An 18908-nucleotide genomic window follows, 5' to 3' on the forward strand; every position below is an offset into this window, starting at 1 on the left:
AATAATCTGGAGACAACCCCGTGACAACCGAGTACGCCCTTCAACACCGGAGCTGGCGCATCGTTCACGCTTTTGCGCGCCTATTGCGCCGAGGGGGTTCCGGCTGCACGCATACATTCCGATCCGGTCGGTGGGCGGCCGACTCCGCGCCTGCGTCGTCCGGCGATCCGGACACAGGATCCGCTGAGGCCGCGGCCTAGAACCGCGTGCTGAACCCGATCCGCGCAATCGACTGCAGCGCGCCGCTCGACGCGCCGTTCGCATCCATCACGCCGTTGATCTGTGCGTTGCTGCCGTGGTTCGCGCGCTGATGCACGCCCGCCACGTACACCATCGTGCGTTTCGACAGCCAGTACTGGACGGCGGCCAGGAGCTGGTGCGCGTGCGCGTTGCCGAGCGTGTCGTTGCCCTTCATGTACGTGTAGCTCGAGCCGATCACCCACGCCGGCGACGGCCGCCATGCGGCGCCGGCTTCCGCCGACCATGCGCCCGCGCCGTTCTGCGCGTTGCGTACGGTCGTGAAGAGCGCTTTCCCCGTGACCGTGCCGAGCGTGTAGTGCACGCCCGCGCCCCAGTTGCGCACGCTGGTCGGCGGCAGCCCGTCCGTCGCGCCGTACTTCTGGTTCGTATAGGCCGCGCCCGCGCCGAACGGGCCGTTGTCGTAGCTCGCGCCGACGCTGACCGTGTTGTTCGCGCCGACCGACCCCGCGACGTTCCCGAAGCCGTACAGCGCGCCGAAGGTCAGGCCCGACAGCGACGGGCTCGTGTACTTGACCGAATTCGCGACGCGATTGCTGCCCGCGACGCGATCCCAGTCGAAGGCGCCGGTCGGGTTGTTCGGGAGCGCGAGCTTGTCGAACGGGCCGTTGCGAAAGCCGTACAGGCCGACGAGATCCTGCGCGATCTCGTTGCCGCTCGCGGCCAGCGCGTCGACCATGAACTCGTACTGGTTGCCGAGCGTCAGCGTGCCGTACCGGTCGTTCTGCAGCCCGACGTAGGCCGTGCGCGCGAACAGCCCGCCGCCGATGAGCGAGCCGTTGCCGAGCGAATACTGGTTGACGAGCCGGAAGATCGCGCGCGTGCCCGCGCCGAGATCCTCCTTGCCTTCGAAACCGAGCAGGTTCGGGAAGAAGATGTTGTCGTCGAACTTCGCGGCGCCGTGGCCGCCTTGATTGCTGACGTAGCTGATGCCGGCATCCATCAGCCCGAACATCGTCACGCTGCTCTGCGCGAACGACACGGCGGGAAGGGCGCATGCCGCGAGCGCCAGAAAGGTCTTTTTCGTCATCTCCAATGTGCTCCTCACATGTTTCCGATTGGGGCGGATATTTTTGATTGGACTACTGATTGATTTGAACAAGGTCGAACCGGATGAATCCCGGTTCAGTGGCAACCGAAGGAAGCCGGTTGGTGACGGGCATCGGCAGAAGTCGCGGCCTCGCCGATGCCAGCCGATGTCAGCCGAGCCGCGCGCTAGACCGTCGAATACCCGCCATCCACCGGCACGACCGCGCCGGTTACGAACGACGCGCCGGGCGAGCACAGGAACAGGATCACGTCCGCGACTTCGTCGGCCGTGCCCCAGCGCCCGAGCGGCGTGCGTTCGAGGATGCGCCGCGATGCGTGCATGTCGGCCATCAGGCCGCTGCTGAGCGGCGTGTCGATCCAGCCTGGCGCGACCGCGTTCACGCGAATGCCGCGCTCGGCCCACGCCTGCGCGAGCGAGCGCGTGAGCTGCGCGATGCCACCCTTGCTTGCGCTGTACGCGGGGCGGTCCTTGCTGCCGAAGTACGTGTACATCGACGCCACGTTGACGATGCTCCCGCCATGCGCCGACAGCGCCGGCCGCGCGGCGTCGGAGGCCCGCATCACCGACGTCAGGTTCACGTTCAGCACGAGCTCGAACTGGTCCATCCGGTATTCGTCCGCGTGCCGGCTGATGCCGACGCCGTTGACGAGCACGTCGAGCCGCGGCAGCGCCGCGATCGTGCGCGTCAGCGCATCGCTGTCGGTCACGTCGAGTTCCACGCAGCGAACGCCCAAATGCACGGGCGCATGCGGGCCGGCCGCATCGAGCCCGAGCGCGACGACCGACGCGCCGGCTTCCGCGAACCGCATCGCCGTGCGCGCACCGATGCCCGACGTGCCGCCCGTCACGACGACGGTCTTGCCTTCAAACGCCCACTGACGACTCATGCTCGACGCTCCCGATGGTGTGTGCGCGACGGGCTGGCCGTTGCGCGGGTGAAACGAGGATCTTGATTTGCGCGCGGTCGGCGAGCAGCGCGTCGAAGCCGTCGGCGACGGCGTCTTCGAGCGACACGGTGCGCGTGACGATCGACGTGAGGTCGAGCGCGCCCGACGCGACGATGCGCAGCAGGTCTTCGTACGCATGCCGGTAGCCGACGCTCGCCGTGAAGGTCAGCTCGTCGTTGACCGCGCGGAACGCGTCGAAGCCGGCATGCGGCATCAGGCCGACCATCACGACGCGGCCGCCCTTGCGCAGTGCCTGCATCGCGGATTCGAACGTGGCCGGCAGCCCGGCCGCTTCGAAACTCGCATCGACGCCGAGCCCGCCCGTGGCCGCGCGGATCGCGTCCTGCAGCGCGGTTGCACCGAGTGCGCGCGCGTCGAACGTATGCGTGGCGCCGAAGCGCGCGGCCGCCGCGAGCCGTTCGGGCGAGACGTCGACGGCCACGATCGTGGTCGCCCCCTGCAGCTTCGCGAGCATGATCAGCAGCAGGCCGATCGGCCCGAGCCCGAATACCGCGCAGGTCTCGCCGAGCCGCAGTTCGCCACGCCGCAACGCGTGCAGCGCGACAGCCGCCGGCTCCATCACCGCGGCCTGTTCGAGACTCACGTGATCAGGCAGGCGATGCAGCATGTACGCCGGCACGACCGCGAAGTCGGCCATGCCGCCGTCGCCCATCAACCCGGCGAAGCCCATCGACACGCACAGGTTGTATGACCCCGAGCGGCAATACGCGCACTGGCTGCAGCGATACTCGGGCTCGACCGCGACGCGATCGCCCGCGCGCAGCGCCGTCACACCGTCGCCGACTTCGACGACGGTGCCGCAGAACTCGTGGCCGAGCGTCAGCGGCGCGGTGCGGCGCGACAGCGGATGCGGCGTGTCGACCGGAATCGCGTGCGGGCCGTCCGCATATTCGTGCAGGTCGCTGCCGCAGATTCCGCAGTACGCGACCGCGATGCGCACGTCACCGGGGCCGACGCGCGGCGTGTCGATTTCGACGAGACGGACGTCGCGCGGGCCATGCCATTGAAGTGCCCGCATGTCAGTGGCCTCCGAGGTTTTGTGCATCGAGGCGGCTCGCGGCCGAGCCGGCGAGTGCGCGCTTGCGCAGCACGGCGGGCGCCGTCTCGACGAGGCCGAACGACAGCACGCACGCGAGGATCGCGCCGGCGGCCGACGTCCACATCGCGAACGGCAGGCCGTACTTGTCCGCGGCGAAGCCGGCGACGGTCGGTGCGACGAAGCCGCCGATCAGCTCGCCGGCGCCCATGATCAGGCCGAGCGCGCTGGCGATCGCGCGCGGCGGCACCGTTTCGGCCGGGATCGTCGCCATGAACAGCGTGAAGCAGCCGAGGCCCGTGTACGTGGCGAACACGAGCGCGCCGAGCGCCCACAGCGAGCCGGCATGGATCATCACGACCGGGCACACGGCCGCGATCAGCGCGAACGCGATCATCGTCGGCTTGCGGCCGATCCGGTCGGAGATCGCCGGCACCGCGAAGCCCCAGAACACCCACGCGGCGCCGAGGCAGGTCATCACGACGCCCATGTCGGAAGGCGACAGGTGGCGGCTTTCCACGAGGAACACCGGCGCGAACGAGATGATCACGATGAACCACGTCAGGAAGAAGCAGCTGATCAACATGCAGAGCAGGATGTTGCGCTCCTTCAGCAATGCCCAGCGGCTGACGGTCGCGCCGCTCGCGGCCGGTGCGCCGGCGGGTTCGGCCTGCGCGTGCCGCACGCCGCCGGGCGGCACTTCGCGCACCCAGCGCCAGATGCAGAACGCGATCAGGAAGCCCGGAATGCACGACACGTAGAACGCCTCGCGCCAGCCGTACGTGGTCGCGATGCCGATGACCACCGGCGGGCCGATCATCGCGCCGAGCAGGCCGGCGGCCGAGCCTTGCAGCAGGCCCATGTTCAGCCCGCGGCGGCTCGGCGTCGAGCTTTCGACCATCAGCGACTGCGACAGCGGCAGCACGGGGCCTTCGGCGATGCCCATCAGCGCGCGGAACGCGATCAGGCTCGCGAAGCCGCCGACGAGCCCCGACAGCGCCGAGCACACGGAAAAGCCGAGCACGGCCGCGATCAGCAGCGGCTTGCGCGTGCCGCGCGCATCGGACCACGCGCCCGTCGCCGCGCCGGACAATGCCCACGTGAGCGCGAGCGCGGACGACACCATGCCGAGCTGCGTGTTCGTCAGGTGCAGCTCGGCCGACATGAACGGGAACAGGAACGACAGCGCGAGGCGGTCGAAGAACACGAAGCCGAACGTCATGAACAGGATCAGCAGCAGCCTGTTCTCGTACGTCCACGCGGATCGGGAGGAGGAAGGGGATGTCATGGTGAGCCTCGCCGCGCGTCAGCGGAACAGCTTCTCGATCGCTTGCGTCCCGAGGCCGACCTTCTCGTAATGCGCCTTGCACATCGCGATGTACGAATGCACGTCGAAGTAGCCGTCGGGATTGCCTGCTTCGTCGAGCCAGATCAGCGGCCCCTTGACGATGAAGAACGCGCGCATCGGCTCCGGGTGATCGAACGCGACGAGCGTGTGGCCTTCGCCCGGTGTTTCGTACACGAAATCGCCGCGCGTCGCGGTCCATTCGTGCTCCAGATAACCCCACTTGCCCGACAGCGTGTAAGCGAACACCTCGTGCGGGTGATAGTGCCGGTTCACGAGCCCTGCTTCCTTGGCCATCAGGATGTCGCACCATTTGTTCTGCGACGGCGAGATCCACAGCGGCCGCGACGAAACTGTTTCGGTGAACGGAACGTAATAGCGCTCGTCGTCGGTGGCCGCGTTCGCGATGTACGCTTCGGGCAGTGCATCGGGCTTGAACGGATTGGCAATCGGCGGAATGTTTTGCCAGAATTCGGCTACGGCTTTGTCGACCACGGTTTGTCTCCTGGTATAGGGGGTGTCGTGGGCTCGACTTTAGCCAGCCGGTGCGCGCCGCTCTTGACTGGGCTGGACGCATTGCTTGATCGCGCCGGACATTGCATCGCAACAAATTCCGGACGAACCATCCCCCAATCCGTGCTGCTCCGCACGACAGGCGCCAGCAGGAGGCGACGTGACGAATACGACCGTTTTTTCCCGCACGCGAGGCTCGACGGCCGACGTGCCGGTGCGCGACAGGATGGCGTACTGGGATGCGTTCAATGCGGCGACGCTGGTCGGGCTGCGCTGTTCGTCGCTGTCGCCGGCCGGGCTCGAGGTCGAGAAGACCGATATCGCGCTGCCGGGCCTCGGCATCGCGGACATCAGCGGCCAGGATCACGTGATCGAGCGCAGCCCCGCGCTGGTGCGCCAGTTGCCGAAGGAGTCGCTGTTCGCGTGCCAGATCCTGAGCGGGCGCGCGTATTTCATCCAGCGGGACCGTTGCCTGCTCGCGGACGCCGGCGATGTCGTCGTCTACGACACGCGCGTCCCTTATCTGTTCGGATTCCTGACGCCGATGCGGCAGCTGCTGATCGATATTCCGATCACGACGTTCGACGACCGGCTCGATGCGGAACTGGCGGCGCTGCCGCTGCGGATCGCGCCGAAACCCGGCGCGGGCGCGATGCTCGGCGCGACCTTGCGCGCGAACGTCGAGCGCTTCATGAAGGATCCGGTCGAGCGTGACGCTGCGCGGTTCGCCGAACACACGCGCACGCTGATCGCGGAACTCATCGATGCGGAGGTGAACGGTGCAGGCACGTCGCGTGCGTCGCTGTCGTATCTGCTGACCGCGAAGCAGTACGTCGCGACGCATCTCGGCGACCCGGAGCTCGGGCCGCAGGCCGTCGCCGACGCGGTCGGACTGTCGCTGCGGCATCTGAGCCGGCTTTTCGCGGCCGAAGGCGAGTCGATCACGCAGCACATCTGGTCGGAGCGGCTGTCGCATGCGCATCGCGAGCTGACCGATGCGCGGCTGCGCAAGACGAGCGTTGGCGAGATCGCGTTTCGCTGGGGCTTTTCGAGCCAGGCCCACTTCAGCCGTGCGATTCGCGATCGCTATGGTGCGTCGCCGATGGCGCTGCGCGACGCGGCGCGGGCGGACGGGGGCTGATTCCGGCAGTTGATGTGGCGGCGCGTGTCTCACGCGCCGTTTTTTATTGTCGTGAACGAAAGCGCCTGCGTGCGGCGTTGCGTTACTCCGCCAGCATGAACTCCGCACAGCGCTCCGCGATCATGATCGTCGGCGCGTTCGTGTTGCCGGACACGATGCGCGGCATCACCGACGCATCGCAAATCCGCAATCCGTCGATGGGCGGCCGCTGCCGGTGTTGTCGACGAACGCGCCGGATTCGACGACGACGCACGGACTGCGCGATCCGATCGACCGGCCTGCTACCAGCGACTTCAGCTCGCGCTGGCTTCGTCTATCCGGCGAACGTCATCCTGATCGAGCTGAACGCGAATCGCATCGCCGAGCGATTCCAGCTGCGCCAGCGACGTCGCGCTCGCGATCGGCGCGGTGATCGTTGGCCGCGCGATCTGCCAGGCGAGCGCAATCGCGGCCGGCTGCGTGCCGTGCTTCTCGGCCACCGCATCGAGCGCGGCGAGGATACGCAGCCCGCGTTCATTGAGATACCCAGCGACGCGATCGCCGCGCACGCTCTTCTTCAGGTCGGCCTCGCTGCGGTACTTGCCCGACAGGAAGCCGCTCGCGAGCGCGTAATAGTTGACAACGCCGAGCTTCAGGTCGCGCACGACCGGTTCGAGATCGCGCTCGTAGTCGGCGCGGTCGAGCAGGTTGTACTCTGGCTGGATGACCTGGTACGCGGGCAGGCCGTCGCGCTTGCTGATGTCGGCCGCTTCGCGCAGCCGTGCGCCGCTGTAGTTCGATGCGCCGATGATGCGCACCTTGCCTGTGTCGATCAGCGTTTGATAGGCGCCGAGCGTTTCTTCGAGCGGGGCCGTATCGGCGAGATCGCTGTGCGAGAAATACAGGTCGATGTAGTCGGTCTGCAGGCGGCGCAGCGAATCGTCGGCGGCTTTCAGGATGTTGTCGCGGGTCAGCCCCGCGCGCGCGGCCAGCAGGCCGACCTTGGTCGAGATCACGACCTGTTCGCGCTTGCCGGAGCGCTTGAGCCACTTGCCGATGATCGTTTCCGATTCGCCGCCGCTGTTGCCGGGGGCCCAGGCCGAATAGACGTCGGCCGTGTCGATGAAGTTGATGCCGGTGTCGGCGAGCGCGTCGAGCAGCGCGAACGACGTGTTCTCGTCGACGGTCCAGCCGAAGACGTTGCCGCCGAACGCGAGCGGCGAAACCTGGATGGTCGACGTGCCGAGGGTGCGTAGTGCCATGTTCTGCTCCGATATCTGCGGGGTGACGGAATGGAACTTCGGGATGGGCCGCAACGATCACGGCGAGACGACGGGGTACGCGGTGCGGTCACGCCGTTGTCGCGGGACGCCGGACATTCTCGCCGATCGCTCCGATTCGTGCAGGCGGCGCGCCGTCGCGATGGCAGGCGGTTTGACGCAGTTGACGGACACCCCGGCCGTTGCGTGAGCGCTTCGCGTGGCTGCGTTCGATCGGGAACCGATTTTTGTTGCGGCTGGCGCGGCGGGGCGCGGAACCGCGCGTGGGCGGGAGCGGGTGGAAGGGCGGGAAGGGATGCTCCAGCGTGGCGCCGGAGCGGGCGGGACGATGGGCGGCGAGCGGCCGCCCGTGCGACGGTGAACCGGTCAGCGCAACTGCACCGCCGCGAGAAACAGCACCATGCTGCCGATCGCGCCATCCAGCACGCGCCACGCCATGGCCTTGCGGAACCACGGTGCCAGCAGCCGCGCACCGTAGCCGAGCCCGAGGAACCACACGACGCTGACCGACATCGCGCCGATCGCGAACGCGAGCCGCGCGCCTTCCGGCTCGCGTGCGCCGGCCGTGCCGATCAGCAGGAACGTGTCGAGATACACGTGCGGGTTGAGCCACGTGAACGCGAGCGTCATCAGCACGATCGCGAGGCCGCTCTGCGGCGGCGGCGCGACCGCGTCGCCGCGCACGTCGAGCGTTTCGTGGCCCGGCTTGAACGCGCGGCGCAGCGCGTTGATGCCGAACCACGCGAGATACGCGAGGCCGAGGTACAGCACCGCGTGGACGAAGGTCGGATAGCGTTCGACGAGCACCGATGCGCCGCCGACGCCCGCGCCGATCAGGATCATGTCGGACAGTGCGCACAGCAGCACGATCTTGCCGACGTGCGAGCGCATGATGCCCTGCCGCAGCACGAATGCGTTCTGCGCGCCGATGGTGACGATGAGCGATCCGCAGAGTACGGCGCCGTGGGAAAAAGCGAGCCAGTTCATGGTGGGTGACAACAGTGGAAGCAGTGGACGGATGAATCGGGTAGCGCTAGTCTGCGGTCAGCCTGAAAATAAGAGAAGCTAAATCACCTAATGCCGATTAAGGAAATCTAATGCTCGACTACGCGTTGCTCGATGCCCTCGCGGCCGTGATCCGGCACGGCTCGTTCGAGCGGGCGGCCAAGGAACTGAACGTCACGGCATCGGCCGTGTCGCAGCGCGTGAAACTGCTGGAGGAGCGGGTCGGCAGCGTGCTCGTCAAGCGCGGGCAGCCATGCGTTGCGACGACGTCGGGGGCGCTGCTGTGCCGGCATACCGAGCGCGTGCAACTGCTCGAGGCCGAGCTGGGGGGCCGGATGCCGGCGTTGCCGGGCCAGATCGCGAGCGCGTGGCCGACGTTGCGCGTGGCCGTCAACGACGACAGCGTCGCGACGTGGTTCATCGACGCGGTCGGGCCGTTCTGCACGGAGCGCGAGACGTTGCTCGACCTCGTGATCGACGACCAGGATTACACGGCGTCGCGCATTCGCGACGGCAGCGTGCAGGGCGCGGTGACCGCGCAGGCGGAGCCGATCCAGGGGTGTCGGTCGGAGCGGCTCGGGCGCATCCGCTATCGCGCGGTGTGCTCGCCGGCGTTTTACGAACGCTACTTCGACGCGGGCATCACGCGCGATGCGCTGCGCCGCGCGCCGTGCGTGATGTTCAATCCGAAGGACGGGCTGCAGGCGCGTTTCATCCGGCGCGTGACGCGCGCGGATCTCGATCCGCCGCAGCACTGGATACCGCACGTCGCGGGCTACCTGCGTGCGTGCGAAACGGGATTGGGATGGGGGATGTGTCCGGACCGGATGGTCGACCGCCAACTGGCGGCGGGTGAACTGGTCGACATGTCGCGCGGGCGAACGATCGACATCGACCTTTACTGGCAGAGCTGGCGTTTGTCGATCGGCTGGCTCGACGATTTCAGCGCGGCGCTGAAGGCGCGCGCCGCGCTGTTTCTCGATTGACCGATCGCGTGACGCAGGCGGCGCGCGAGAGGGGCGCGCCGTGCGGCATCACATCAGACGTGATGCAAACCGTCGAAATCGACGATCTGGACGTGGCGGCCCTGCATTTCGATCAGGCCGCGCTTCTGGAATTTCGACAGCGTGCGGCTGACCGTTTCGAGCGTCATGCCGAGGTAGCTGCCGATGTCTTCGCGTGTCATCCGCAGGTTGAATTCCGACGGCGAGTAACCGCGCTTCAGGTAGCGCGACGAGACGTCGAGCAGGAATGCGGCGACACGTTCTTCGGCATTCAGCGAACCGAGCAGCATCGTTTGCGACGTTTCGCGCACGATCTGTTCGCTCATCAGCTTGTGCATGCGCAGTTGCATCGAACCGGCTTCCGAGCAGAGCGTCTTGAGCGCGCTGTACGGAATCACGCAGACCGAGCTGTCTTCCAGCGCGACCGCGGTGCGCGGATGCGTGTCGTCGCAGATGCCGTCGAGGCCGAGCGCTTCGCCGGCGAGATGCAGGCCGGTGACCTGCTCGCGGCCGTCGTGGCGGGTCGCGACGGTTTTCAATGAACCCGAGCGCACGGCGTACAGGTTGTCGAATGCGTCGCCTTCGCGGAACAACGCTTCGCCGCGCTTGACGGGGCGCGCCGCGCAGATGACCGACTCGAGGCGACTGAGCGCTTCGGGCGCCAGGCCCTGCGGCATGCACAGGTGCCGCATTGCGCACGACGAGCAGTGCGCGGCCTGGCGAGGAGCCCAGCTACCGGCATGAGGCGTGGCGGCGGGACGTGTGGCGACGGGCGTCAGCATGATCGTTTACTCCGGCGTTGAATCGACGGAATCATTGTCCCACCGCAACTTGGCGCTGTCGGGTGACAAAACGTCGCGACTGCCCGCGCATGCCGAACGCTGTTTACGCGGCCGGTTCGTCGACGTTGGCGGCAGCCGGAATCAGCAGCACGGGCAGCGTCGCGTGGCGCACGCATTGCTCGGCGATGCTGCCGAGCACGAGACGGCGGAACCCGCGGCGGCCGTGCGTGCCGAGTACGATGAGATCGGCACCGAACGCTTTCGCGCCGTCGAGGATCAGTGACGACACGTCGTTGAGCGACGTCGCTTCGCCCAGCTTCGTCTCGCCTTTCACGCCCGCTGCCTGCATCAGCGCGGTGAAATCCTTCGCGAGTGCGTTGCCCTGCGCGACGAGCTGATCGCGCAGCACGGATGGATCGTAGCCGGGCACGTTGTAGTAGATCGCGGCGTTCTCGACGACGTAGAACGGTTGCAGCTCGGCACCGTGCGATTTCGCGAGCGCCAGCGCGGCATCGAACGCATGGCGGGACGTGTCGCTGCCGTCGACGGCAACCAGAATACGCTTGTACATAGTGTCTCCGAGTGGCGGGTTGAAACGAAGTCGGCCGGATGGCCGATCGGGCTGGGCAATGCGCAAGGCTGCGAGGCAGAGTAAACCAATGACCGGGACTTTGCAGTGAGGTGCCGGTCGTGCCGCGCGGCGGCGCCGCTTCCGTTTCCGCGGCGCACTGGCATGCATCTGGCGCATGCTGCGACGCGCGACGCGTGTCGTGCGACGTGGTGGTCGCTGTTGTCTGCATCGTCGGCGGGAAGGCATGCGCGCGCATCGGCGTCGCGCGTGGCGCACGCACACGCGCACGCCGATCGCATCGACACGGCACGACGGTCACGCGGATGCATTGCCCGCATCGCCATTCAATCGCAACCGCGGCGTTTCGACATGACCTCGATCAACGCATGTGCGTCAGCGCAATTCACGACGTGCATGGCACTGCCGGTGCCGCTGCGTGGAATCGTTCGTTCGTGCATCGTGCATCGTGCGGTTGCCGGTGCAGGATCGGCACACGATCGCGTATGTCGATCCCCGGCCATCGGCTGTCGGCCGATACCGGGTCGCAATCGAACGATCGATTCAAACGCCGCGCCGGCTATCTCGGCACGGCGGTCAGCTCGAAGACGCGTTCCGGCCGACGCTGGTGGCCGGGCCAGTACGTGCTGCCGTACATCCGGTGGACGGGGCCGAACAGCGCGTCGCTCATGGGCGGCGGCGCGTCGAAGCCCTTCTCGATCACCATGTAGCCGGCACGCAGCGCGAACGCCGGATGATTGCCGCCGGGGCGGCTGTCGAAACCGGCGAAGCCGTCGCCGGCTTCCGGCATCGCATTGACGAGCGACGCGTTGCTGCGCGTGATTTCGTCGGGCGAGATCGGTCCGCCGCCGGCAAGGCGCGACGCCTCACGGTTCTTGCCGTCGGTGTCGACCGTGCTGTCGTGCGTGTCGTCGTTGTCGAGCTCGATGCTGCGCGGACGCGAACGATCGGTTTGATCGGATGATTCCATCGCGGCTCTCCTCGCGGCGAAGCGTTCCGGATCGAAGCAAATCCCGTTCCGGGCGTGACGGGAAAAGGCGCGCGGGCGATCGCCGCGGTCGCGCGACGCGCACTGATTTGTCATGATTTATTTCAGCTAGAAGACCCGTTTTCTACAGAGTATGATTCTTTTCCTGCGAAGCGGCGACAGGGGATTCGGTCGCGCCGCCTCTGCCCGCGCCGGGGGGCCGCAGCACCCTTAAAGACGGGTAGTGAACAACAAAGCAAGGGACTAGAGGTGGCGGATTCATGCAAGCGACTACTGCCTTCACGCACCGCGGTTATCTGTTGAACTGCGCGCCCGCGCGTACCAGTGACGGTTCGTTCAAACCCTACGTCGTGATCTCCCGATCGAGCGACGGGGAACTCGTTGCGAACCGATTTTTCCCGATCGAGCTCCAGTTCAACGACGAAAGCGACGCGATCGCGCACGCGCGCGACTGGGCCGTGCGATGGATCGACGCGAGCAGCATCACGATCTGACGCCGTCGCGATCCAGTGCCATCGGCCGTCCGGCCGATCCCCGGCGTGCCGCTCCCGGACGGAAAACGCGGTAATCTTGCGGAACCCGTCACTTTATTAGCGGCCGTGCGACCGAGCGCGGCCGCCTGCATTGGCATATGTCGACATCACCCGCCCGTCAGTGGGGCCTTGAAGAAATCGTTGCCGGCTTGCGCGAGTCGCGCGAGGAACTCCATCGTACGCGCCATCCGCGTGGCATTCGCGAACTGCCGTCGCGCGATGCGATCTGCAAGATTGTGACCGGCCTGCGCGCGTCGATGTTTCCGACGCACTACGGCGCCCCCGATCTGACCGACGAAAGCGTCGACTTCTACGTCGGCCACACGCTCGAGAGCACGCTGCGCATTCTGTCCGAACAGATCCGCCGCGCGCTGCCGTTCCTGCCCGAGCATGCCGATACGCCGTTCGCGGAGCTCGACGAACGCGCGTTCGAAATCGCGCGCGAATTCGGCCGGCAGTTGCCGGCGGTCCGCGCGCTGCTCGTCAGCGATATCCAGGCCGCGTATGCCGGCGATCCGGCCGCGCAGCACATTACCGAGATCCTGCTGTGCTACCCCGGCGTGCTGGCGATGATGCATCACCGGCTCGCACACGCGCTGCACCGGCTGGGCGTGCCGCTGCTGGCGCGATTCATCAATGAAATCGCCCACTCGGCTACCGGCATCGACATCCACCCGGGTGCGCAGATCGGCCCGAGCTTCTTCATCGACCACGGCACGGGCGTCGTGATCGGCGAGACGGCGATCATCGGCGAGCGCGTGCGCGTGTACCAGGCCGTCACGCTCGGCGCGAAGAGCTTCCCCGCCGATGGCGACGGTGCGCTGGTCAAGGGCAATGCGCGGCACCCGATCGTCGAGGACGACGTGGTGATCTACGCGGGCGCGACGATTCTCGGCCGCGTGACGATCGGGCGCGGCTCGGTGATCGGCGGCAACGTATGGCTCACGCACAGCGTGCCGCCCGGCACGAGCGTCGCGCAGGGCAAGGTTCGCGAAGGCGGGAGCGCCGACAAGCCGTAACGCGGCGCGCGGCCGACGGCTGCCGGCCGCCACGGCGCACACCGGTCAGTGCTTGCCGTCGGGCGCGCGGTGCTTGTACAGCACGTCCTGGTCGACGCGGATCAGGTTCTGCCCCGCATCGACGACGAAATCCACGCCGTTGTACGCATTGCCCGTCAGCATCAGGATCGCGCTCGCCACATCGTCGGGGCCCGCGATGCGCGCGAGCGGCGTCGATGCGCGGCTCGCGTGTTCGAAGTCGGCTTGCGTCTGGTCGTCGCTCGGCAGCATCAGCCCGGGGAACACCGCATTCACGCGCAGCACCGGCGCGGACGACAGCGCGAGCATCTGCGTGAGGTTGCCGAGCGCGGCCTTCGCGACCGTATAGCTGAAATGGTCGCGGTGAAAGTTTTCCTTGATCTTCTGGTCGACCACATTCACGACGACACCCTGCGCGCCGGCCGCGCGAGCCCGTTCGTAGAACGCGCGCGTGAGCAGGATCGGCGCGCGGCAGTTGACGGCCCACGCCTGGTCGAACGCCGCGAGGTCGAAGCTCGGGAAATGGTCCTGCCAGAACACCGATGCGTTGTTGACGAGCACGTCGAGGCGCCCGTAGCGCGCATACACCTGGTCGATCAGCGCGGTGATCTGCGCGGCATCCGACAGGTCGGCCTGCAGCGCTACCGAATCGTGCCCGCGGTCGGCGATCGCACGGGCCGCTGCCTGCGCGGCATCGGCCGAACGGTCGTAATGCACCGCGGTGCGATAGCCGTGCGCGGCGAAATACTCGGCGAACGCGCGCCCGGCCCGGCGCGCGGCGCCGGTCACGAGCACGACGGGCGCGTGTGCCGCTTGCTTCGTCTGCTCCATTACGTATTCGTCAGGTTCACTGAAGAAGGATTCGCGACGATCGACAGGAATTCGCGCCGCGTCGACGGATCGGTGCGGAACGAGCCGAGCATGCGCGACGTGACCATCTCGACGCCCGGCTTGTGCACGCCGCGCGTCGAGATGCACTGGTGCGCGGCTTCGAGGATCACGCCGACGCCCTTCGGCTCCAGCACGTCGAACAGCGTGTCGGCGATCTGGACGGTCATCTTTTCCTGGATCTGCAGGCGCTTCGCGAACGCGTCGACGAGGCGCGCGAGCTTCGAGATGCCGACCACGCGATGGTTCGGCAGATAGGCGACGTGCGCGCGGCCGATGATCGGCACCATGTGGTGCTCGCAGTAGCTCTCGAAGCGGATGTCCTTCAGCACGATCATTTCGTCGTAGCCGTCAACTTCGCTGAACGTGCGCGCGAGGATGTCGCGCGGCTCCAGCGCATAGCCGGCGAAGAACTGCTCATAGGCGCGCACGACACGTGCGGGCGTGTCGATCAGGCCTTCGCGCGCGGGATCGTCGCCGGCCCAGCGCAACAGCACACGAACGGCGTCTTCCGCTTCTTCACGGCTCGGGCGGGATGCGGCCGGCTCGGGCCGCGCGGACTTCTTTTTAGCCATCTATCTGCTCCATTGAATGCCGCCGCCGGGGCGGCGCGGAATCCGGGCATTGTTTCATGCTTTCGCGGGGCGCGTGTGCGGCCCGGCACTCACTTCACTGCGGCCATTCGTCCTGCTCGTCGTTGAACAGCGACGCGACGACGCCGCGCAGCCACGCGGTGCGCGGATCGTTGTGGTACTTGCGATGCCAGTGCTGCTTCAGGTCGAAGCGCGGCAGCGCCAGCGGCGGCTCGACCGGCACGATGAACGCATGCTCGGCCGCATATGCGTAGCCGATCGCATGCGGGACCGTCGCGATCAGGTCGGTGCGGCTCAGGATGAACGGCAGGCTCATGAAGTGCGGCGTCTCGAGTACCGCGCGGCGCTGCATGCGCTGCTTCGCGAGATATTTCTCGAGCACTTCCTGGCTGCGGCCTTCGGCGCGCACCACCGCGTGCCCGCACGTGAGGAATTGCTCGACCGTGAACGGCGGCGCCTGCTCGAACGGATGGCCGCGCCGCATCAGGCACACGAACCGGTGCGTGAACAAGCGCTGCTGGAAGAAGTTGTTGCCGTCGAGATCCGGGAAGTAGCCCACCGCGAGATCGATCGAACCGGCTTCGAGGCCACGGCCGACTTCGTCGTGCGCGAGCGAGACCGAGCGCAGGTTCGCGTGCGGCGCGCGCGTCGCGAACGCCTGCAGCAGCTTCGGCAGGAACACGATCTCGCCGACGTCCGACAGCGCGATCGAGAACGTGTGCGTGCTCGCGGCCGGGTCGAAATCGTGCGGCGCGACGAGGCCGCGCTCGATCTGCGCGAGCGCGTCGCGGGCGGCCGGCAGCAGCGCGAGCGCGCGCGGCGTCGGCTCCATCCCGCGCGACGTGCGCACGAACAGCGGATCGCCGAAGTACTCGCGCAGGCGGCCGAGCGCCGTGCTCACGCGCGGCTGGCTGACGCCGAGCAGGTCGCCCGCGCGGCTCACGTTGCGCGTGTCGTCGAGTGCGACGAGGTAGGGAATGAGGTTCAGATCGAGCGCATCCATCGCCGGGCCAGTATCGTCAAAACGTATACAACATATCTCCTGAATCGCATTGCCGCATAGTCGGGAAAGCGCTCAAATGGGTTCCATTACTCGAACCAATGTTCAGGAGACGAACAATGCGCACCCAGGTCGCCATCATCGGCGCCGGTCCGTCCGGCCTTTTGCTTTCTCATCTGCTGCGCCTGCAAGGCGTCGATTCCATCCTCGTCGAAGCGCGTTCGCGCGAATACTGCGAGAACCGCATCCGCGCCGGCGTGCTGGAGCAGGGCACGGTCGACACGCTGAACGAAGCCGGCCTCGGCGACCGGATGCGCCGCGAAGGGCTCGAACATCACGGTATCGAACTGCTGTTCTCGGGCCAGCGCCACCGCATCGACCTGTCGGAGCTGACCGGCGGGCGCGCGATTACCGTCTACAGCCAGCACGAAGTGGTGCGCGACCTGATCGCGGCCGGCGTCGAGCATGGCCACGCGATGCACTTCGAAGTGAGCGACGTCGCGCTGCACGACGTCGAGGGCGAGCACCCGTTCGTCACGTTCAAGCACGCCGACGGCCGCGAGGACCGCATCGACTGCGACTACATCGCCGGTTGCGACGGCTTCCATGGCATCGCGCGCCAGACGATTCCGGCGGAACGACTGAACACGTTCGAGCGCGTCTATCCGTTCGCGTGGCTCGGCATCCTCGCCGACGCGGCGCCGTCGCTCGACGAACTCGTCTACGCGCATCACGACAACGGTTTCGCGTTGTTCTCGATGCGCTCGCCGACGGTCACGCGCCTGTACCTGCAGTGCAAGCCCGATGAAGACCTCACCGAATGGTCCGACACGCGGATCTGGGACGAATTGCACACGCGCTTCTCGAACGACACGGGCTGGACGCCGACCGAGGGCCGGATCACGCAGAAAAGCGTGACGCCGATGCGCAGCTTCGTGTCCGAGACGATGCAGCACGGGCGCCTGTTCCTCGCCGGTGACGCCGCGCACATCGTGCCGCCGACCGGCGCGAAGGGGATGAACCTGGCGGTAGCCGACGTCCGCGCGCTGTCCCGCGCGCTCGGCGCGCGCTACCGCAACGGCGACGCGACGCTGCTCGACACGTATTCCGCGACCTGCCTCGAGCGCGTGTGGCGCGCCGAGCACTTCTCGTACTTCATGACGAACATGCTGCATTCGTCGCCGGAAGACTCGCCGTTCGTCAATCGCCTGAAGTTTGCCGAGCTCAAATACGTGACGCGCTCGCGGGCCGCCGCGCAGGCGCTCGCCGAAAACTACGTCGGCTTGCCGTTCGACGACGCAGCGGCCCCCGAGGCAACCCGCCTTGACAACGCGCTGTGCGCGACTCTATGATCGGCCATCGTTCGCTAATCGAATCTAGGTTCGAATAGCGAACAAAACCGGGATCGACATCGGCCCCGGCGCGGCACGCGGCACGCGCGTGTCCCCTCGACAGGCCGCGCATCGAGCCGCGGGTTCGTATCAGGAAGAGACATGGTCAACAAGATTTTCGAATCGCTTCAGTCGGCGGTGGCCGACATCCACGACGGCGCGACAATCATGATCGGCGGCTTCGGCACGGCAGGCATGCCGTCCGAGCTGATCGACGCGCTGATCGAACAGGGCGCGCGCGACCTGACGATCGTCAACAACAACGCGGGTAACGGCGAGACGGGCCTCGCGGCGCTGCTGAAGGCGAAGCAGGTGCGCAAGATCATCTGCTCGTTCCCGCGCCAGAGCGACTCGCAGATATTCGACGGACTGTACCGCGCGGGCGAGATCGAGCTGGAGCTCGTGCCGCAGGGCAACCTCGCGGAGCGCATCCGCGCGGCGGGCGCCGGCATCGGCGGCTTCTTCACGCCGACGGGTTACGGCACCAAGCTCGCGGAAGGCAAGGAAACGCGCGTGATCGACGGCAAGCCGTATGTGTTCGAGACGCCGATCCACGCCGATTTCGCGCTCGTGAAGGCGTACAAGGGCGACCGCTGGGGCAATCTCGTGTATCGCAAGACGGCACGCAACTTCGGGCCGATCATGGCCAGCGCCGCGAAGGTGGCGATCGTGCAGGTGTCGGAAGTCGTGCCGCTCGGCGCGCTGAACCCGGAACACATCGTGACGCCGGGCATTTTCGTCCAGCGCATCGTCGAGGTGCCGCAGGCCGCGCACGCGGCCGAGCTGGCCGCCGAACACGCATCGCAAGCCGCTTGAGGAGACCTGAAATGAAACGACTGACCCGCGATGAAATGGCCAAGCGCGTCGCCCAGGACATCCCCGAAGGCGCGTACGTGAACCTCGGTATCGGCGTGCCGACGCTGGTGGCGAACCACCTCGACCCGAGCAAGGAAATCTTCCTGCACAGCGAGAACGGGCTGCTCGGCATGGGCCCCGCGCCCGCGCCGGGCGAGGAAGACGACGAACTGATCAATGCCGGCAAGCAGCACGTGACGCTGCTCACCGGCGGCGCGTATTTCCACCACGCGGATTCGTTCGCGATGATGCGCGGCGGCCACCTCGACTACTGCGTGCTCGGCGCGTTCCAGGTATCCGCGACCGGCGACCTCGCGAACTGGCATACAGGTGCGCCCGATGCGATTCCGGCGGTCGGTGGCGCGATGGATCTCGCGATCGGCGCGAAGCAGGTGTTCGTGATGATGGAGCACCTGACGAAGCAGGGCGAAAGCAAGATCGTCGCGCAGTGCTCGTATCCGGTCACCGGCGTGCAGTGCGTGAGCCGCATCTATACGGATCTCGCCGTGCTCGACGTGACGGCCGACGGCCTCGCGGTGAGCGAGATCTTCACCGACCTGTCGTTCGACGAACTGCAGAAGCTGACCGGCGTGCCGCTGATCGACGCGACGCAAAAGGCCGCTGCCTGAACCCCGAGCGTGCCGGCGCGTGCGCTTGCGCGCATGCCGGCAC

20 protein-coding genes and 1 pseudogene are annotated in these 18908 nt (G+C 67.0%); 7 read left to right on the top strand and 14 right to left on the bottom strand.

Annotated features, from left to right (window positions below; translation table 11 throughout):
• Nucleotides 1–196: 196 nt before the first annotated feature.
• The 5 genes from F3J15_RS12090 to F3J15_RS12110 form a co-directional block, all read right to left on the bottom strand.
• Nucleotides 197–1288: a porin gene (locus F3J15_RS12090; protein WP_166891157.1), complete on the bottom strand. Its 1092-nt coding sequence runs from the start codon at nt 1286–1288 to the stop codon at nt 197–199.
• A 185-nt stretch (nt 1289–1473) separates the two neighbouring features.
• Complete coding sequence (locus F3J15_RS12095) at nt 1474–2196, bottom strand: SDR family oxidoreductase (RefSeq protein ID WP_166891160.1); 723 nt, start codon at nt 2194–2196, stop codon at nt 1474–1476.
• Nucleotides 2174–3295 carry a 2,3-butanediol dehydrogenase gene (locus tag F3J15_RS12100; protein ID WP_166891163.1) on the bottom strand — a complete coding sequence of 374 codons (1122 nt, stop codon included), beginning with the start codon at nt 3293–3295 and terminating at the stop codon, nt 2174–2176. The genes F3J15_RS12095 and F3J15_RS12100 overlap by 23 nt, the downstream gene beginning before the upstream one ends.
• A 1-nt stretch (nt 3296) precedes the next feature.
• Complete coding sequence (locus F3J15_RS12105; RefSeq protein ID WP_166891166.1) at nt 3297–4601, bottom strand: MFS transporter; 1305 nt, start codon at nt 4599–4601, stop codon at nt 3297–3299.
• 18 nt (nt 4602–4619) lie between these two features.
• Nucleotides 4620–5153, bottom strand: a complete 534-nt coding sequence (locus F3J15_RS12110) for a 2,4'-dihydroxyacetophenone dioxygenase family protein (RefSeq protein WP_166891169.1) — start codon at nt 5151–5153, stop codon at nt 4620–4622.
• A 178-nt stretch (nt 5154–5331) separates the two neighbouring features.
• On the opposite strand from F3J15_RS12110, the gene F3J15_RS12115 reads away from it, so the two are divergent.
• Nucleotides 5332–6312: a helix-turn-helix domain-containing protein gene (locus F3J15_RS12115; protein ID WP_166891172.1), complete on the top strand. Its 981-nt coding sequence runs from the start codon at nt 5332–5334 to the stop codon at nt 6310–6312.
• A gap of 82 nt (nt 6313–6394) precedes the next feature.
• On the opposite strand, the pseudogene F3J15_RS12120 reads toward F3J15_RS12115, so the two are convergent.
• From F3J15_RS12120 to F3J15_RS12130, 3 genes and pseudogenes are all read right to left on the bottom strand, one after another.
• Nucleotides 6395–6511 (bottom strand): annotated as a pseudogene (locus F3J15_RS12120) (GMC oxidoreductase); the annotation flags it as partial.
• A gap of 94 nt (nt 6512–6605) precedes the next feature.
• Nucleotides 6606–7553 (bottom strand): aldo/keto reductase, encoded by a 948-nt coding sequence (locus F3J15_RS12125; RefSeq protein ID WP_166891174.1) that lies wholly within the window; start codon nt 7551–7553, stop codon nt 6606–6608.
• 384 nt (nt 7554–7937) lie between these two features.
• Nucleotides 7938–8558 carry a LysE/ArgO family amino acid transporter gene (locus F3J15_RS12130; protein ID WP_089428680.1) on the bottom strand — a complete coding sequence of 207 codons (621 nt, stop codon included), beginning with the start codon at nt 8556–8558 and terminating at the stop codon, nt 7938–7940.
• Between the two features lie 110 nt (nt 8559–8668).
• On the opposite strand from F3J15_RS12130, the gene F3J15_RS12135 reads away from it, so the two are divergent.
• Entirely contained in the window at nt 8669–9562 is an 894-nt protein-coding gene (locus tag F3J15_RS12135) for a LysR family transcriptional regulator ArgP (protein ID WP_069250391.1), read from the top strand.
• 53 nt (nt 9563–9615) lie between these two features.
• Here F3J15_RS12135 and fnr read toward each other — a convergent pair whose 3' ends face one another.
• The 3 genes from fnr to F3J15_RS12150 all read right to left on the bottom strand — a co-directional run bounded on the left by fnr (nt 9616) and on the right by F3J15_RS12150 (nt 11921).
• Nucleotides 9616–10362: a fumarate/nitrate reduction transcriptional regulator Fnr gene (gene fnr / locus F3J15_RS12140; RefSeq protein ID WP_085038217.1), complete on the bottom strand. Its 747-nt coding sequence runs from the start codon at nt 10360–10362 to the stop codon at nt 9616–9618.
• Between the two features lie 103 nt (nt 10363–10465).
• Nucleotides 10466–10933: a universal stress protein gene (locus F3J15_RS12145; protein WP_069250393.1), complete on the bottom strand. Its 468-nt coding sequence runs from the start codon at nt 10931–10933 to the stop codon at nt 10466–10468.
• Between the two features lie 577 nt (nt 10934–11510).
• On the bottom strand, nt 11511–11921 hold the full coding sequence (locus F3J15_RS12150; protein ID WP_069250394.1) for a DUF3005 domain-containing protein: 411 nt from the start codon (nt 11919–11921) through the stop codon (nt 11511–11513).
• Nucleotides 11922–12199: 278 nt separating this feature from the next.
• On the opposite strand from F3J15_RS12150, the gene F3J15_RS12155 reads away from it, so the two are divergent.
• Together F3J15_RS12155 and epsC are read left to right on the top strand one after the other, a co-directional pair.
• A complete protein-coding gene (locus tag F3J15_RS12155; RefSeq protein WP_069250395.1) occupies nt 12200–12433 on the top strand; it encodes a hypothetical protein in 234 nt (77 codons plus the stop codon).
• Nucleotides 12434–12570: 137 nt separating this feature from the next.
• Nucleotides 12571–13491, top strand: coding sequence for a serine O-acetyltransferase EpsC (gene epsC, locus F3J15_RS12160; protein ID WP_069250396.1), 921 nt, complete (start codon nt 12571–12573; stop codon nt 13489–13491).
• A 45-nt stretch (nt 13492–13536) separates the two neighbouring features.
• Here the strand turns inward: epsC and F3J15_RS12165 are convergent, their stop codons facing one another.
• The 3 genes from F3J15_RS12165 to F3J15_RS12175 form a co-directional block, all read right to left on the bottom strand.
• A complete protein-coding gene (locus F3J15_RS12165; RefSeq protein WP_166891177.1) occupies nt 13537–14340 on the bottom strand; it encodes an SDR family oxidoreductase in 804 nt (267 codons plus the stop codon).
• On the bottom strand, nt 14340–14972 hold the full coding sequence (gene folE, locus F3J15_RS12170; RefSeq protein WP_069250398.1) for a GTP cyclohydrolase I FolE: 633 nt from the start codon (nt 14970–14972) through the stop codon (nt 14340–14342). The genes F3J15_RS12165 and folE overlap by 1 nt, the downstream gene beginning before the upstream one ends.
• A gap of 94 nt (nt 14973–15066) precedes the next feature.
• The gene (locus F3J15_RS12175; RefSeq protein WP_166891180.1) at nt 15067–15993 is read right to left on the bottom strand and encodes a LysR family transcriptional regulator; all 927 of its coding nucleotides are present in this window, start codon (nt 15991–15993) and stop codon (nt 15067–15069) included.
• 116 nt (nt 15994–16109) lie between these two features.
• On the opposite strand from F3J15_RS12175, the gene pobA reads away from it, so the two are divergent.
• The 3 genes from pobA (at nt 16110) to F3J15_RS12190 (ending at nt 18865) form a co-directional block, all read left to right on the top strand.
• Nucleotides 16110–17342 (top strand): 4-hydroxybenzoate 3-monooxygenase, encoded by a 1233-nt coding sequence (gene pobA / locus F3J15_RS12180; protein ID WP_069250400.1) that lies wholly within the window; start codon nt 16110–16112, stop codon nt 17340–17342.
• A 141-nt stretch (nt 17343–17483) separates the two neighbouring features.
• Nucleotides 17484–18197, top strand: a complete 714-nt coding sequence (locus F3J15_RS12185) for a 3-oxoacid CoA-transferase subunit A (RefSeq protein WP_011356717.1) — start codon at nt 17484–17486, stop codon at nt 18195–18197.
• Nucleotides 18198–18208: 11 nt separating this feature from the next.
• On the top strand, nt 18209–18865 hold the full coding sequence (locus F3J15_RS12190) for a CoA transferase subunit B (protein ID WP_034189746.1): 657 nt from the start codon (nt 18209–18211) through the stop codon (nt 18863–18865).
• The last annotated feature ends 43 nt before the right edge of the window (nt 18866–18908 follow it).

It is taken from the genome of Burkholderia sp. Ap-955 (genome assembly GCF_011753045.1).
Taxonomy (GTDB): Bacteria; Pseudomonadota; Gammaproteobacteria; order Burkholderiales; family Burkholderiaceae; genus Burkholderia; species Burkholderia lata_D.

Bases quoted from the DNA above. Each gene is read 5' to 3' on its own strand.
- F3J15_RS12090 (WP_166891157.1), bottom strand. From the start codon at position 1,288: ATGACGAAAAAGACCTTTCTGGCGCTCGCGGCATGCGCCCTTCCCGCC.
- F3J15_RS12095 (WP_166891160.1), bottom strand. From the start codon at position 2,196: ATGAGTCGTCAGTGGGCGTTTGAAGGCAAGACCGTCGTCGTGACGGGC.
- F3J15_RS12100 (WP_166891163.1), bottom strand. From the start codon at position 3,295: ATGCGGGCACTTCAATGGCATGGCCCGCGCGACGTCCGTCTCGTCGAA.
- F3J15_RS12105 (WP_166891166.1), bottom strand. From the start codon at position 4,601: ATGACATCCCCTTCCTCCTCCCGATCCGCGTGGACGTACGAGAACAGG.
- F3J15_RS12125 (WP_166891174.1), bottom strand. From the start codon at position 7,553: ATGGCACTACGCACCCTCGGCACGTCGACCATCCAGGTTTCGCCGCTC.
- F3J15_RS12130 (WP_089428680.1), bottom strand. From the start codon at position 8,558: ATGAACTGGCTCGCTTTTTCCCACGGCGCCGTACTCTGCGGATCGCTC.
- F3J15_RS12135 (WP_069250391.1), top strand. From the start codon at position 8,669: ATGCTCGACTACGCGTTGCTCGATGCCCTCGCGGCCGTGATCCGGCAC.
- fnr (WP_085038217.1), bottom strand. From the start codon at position 10,362: ATGCTGACGCCCGTCGCCACACGTCCCGCCGCCACGCCTCATGCCGGT.
- F3J15_RS12145 (WP_069250393.1), bottom strand. From the start codon at position 10,933: ATGTACAAGCGTATTCTGGTTGCCGTCGACGGCAGCGACACGTCCCGC.
- F3J15_RS12150 (WP_069250394.1), bottom strand. From the start codon at position 11,921: ATGGAATCATCCGATCAAACCGATCGTTCGCGTCCGCGCAGCATCGAG.
- F3J15_RS12155 (WP_069250395.1), top strand. From the start codon at position 12,200: ATGCAAGCGACTACTGCCTTCACGCACCGCGGTTATCTGTTGAACTGC.
- epsC (WP_069250396.1), top strand. From the start codon at position 12,571: ATGTCGACATCACCCGCCCGTCAGTGGGGCCTTGAAGAAATCGTTGCC.
- F3J15_RS12165 (WP_166891177.1), bottom strand. From the start codon at position 14,340: ATGGAGCAGACGAAGCAAGCGGCACACGCGCCCGTCGTGCTCGTGACC.
- folE (WP_069250398.1), bottom strand. From the start codon at position 14,972: ATGGCTAAAAAGAAGTCCGCGCGGCCCGAGCCGGCCGCATCCCGCCCG.
- F3J15_RS12175 (WP_166891180.1), bottom strand. From the start codon at position 15,993: ATGGATGCGCTCGATCTGAACCTCATTCCCTACCTCGTCGCACTCGAC.
- pobA (WP_069250400.1), top strand. From the start codon at position 16,110: ATGCGCACCCAGGTCGCCATCATCGGCGCCGGTCCGTCCGGCCTTTTG.
- F3J15_RS12185 (WP_011356717.1), top strand. From the start codon at position 17,484: ATGGTCAACAAGATTTTCGAATCGCTTCAGTCGGCGGTGGCCGACATC.
- F3J15_RS12190 (WP_034189746.1), top strand. From the start codon at position 18,209: ATGAAACGACTGACCCGCGATGAAATGGCCAAGCGCGTCGCCCAGGAC.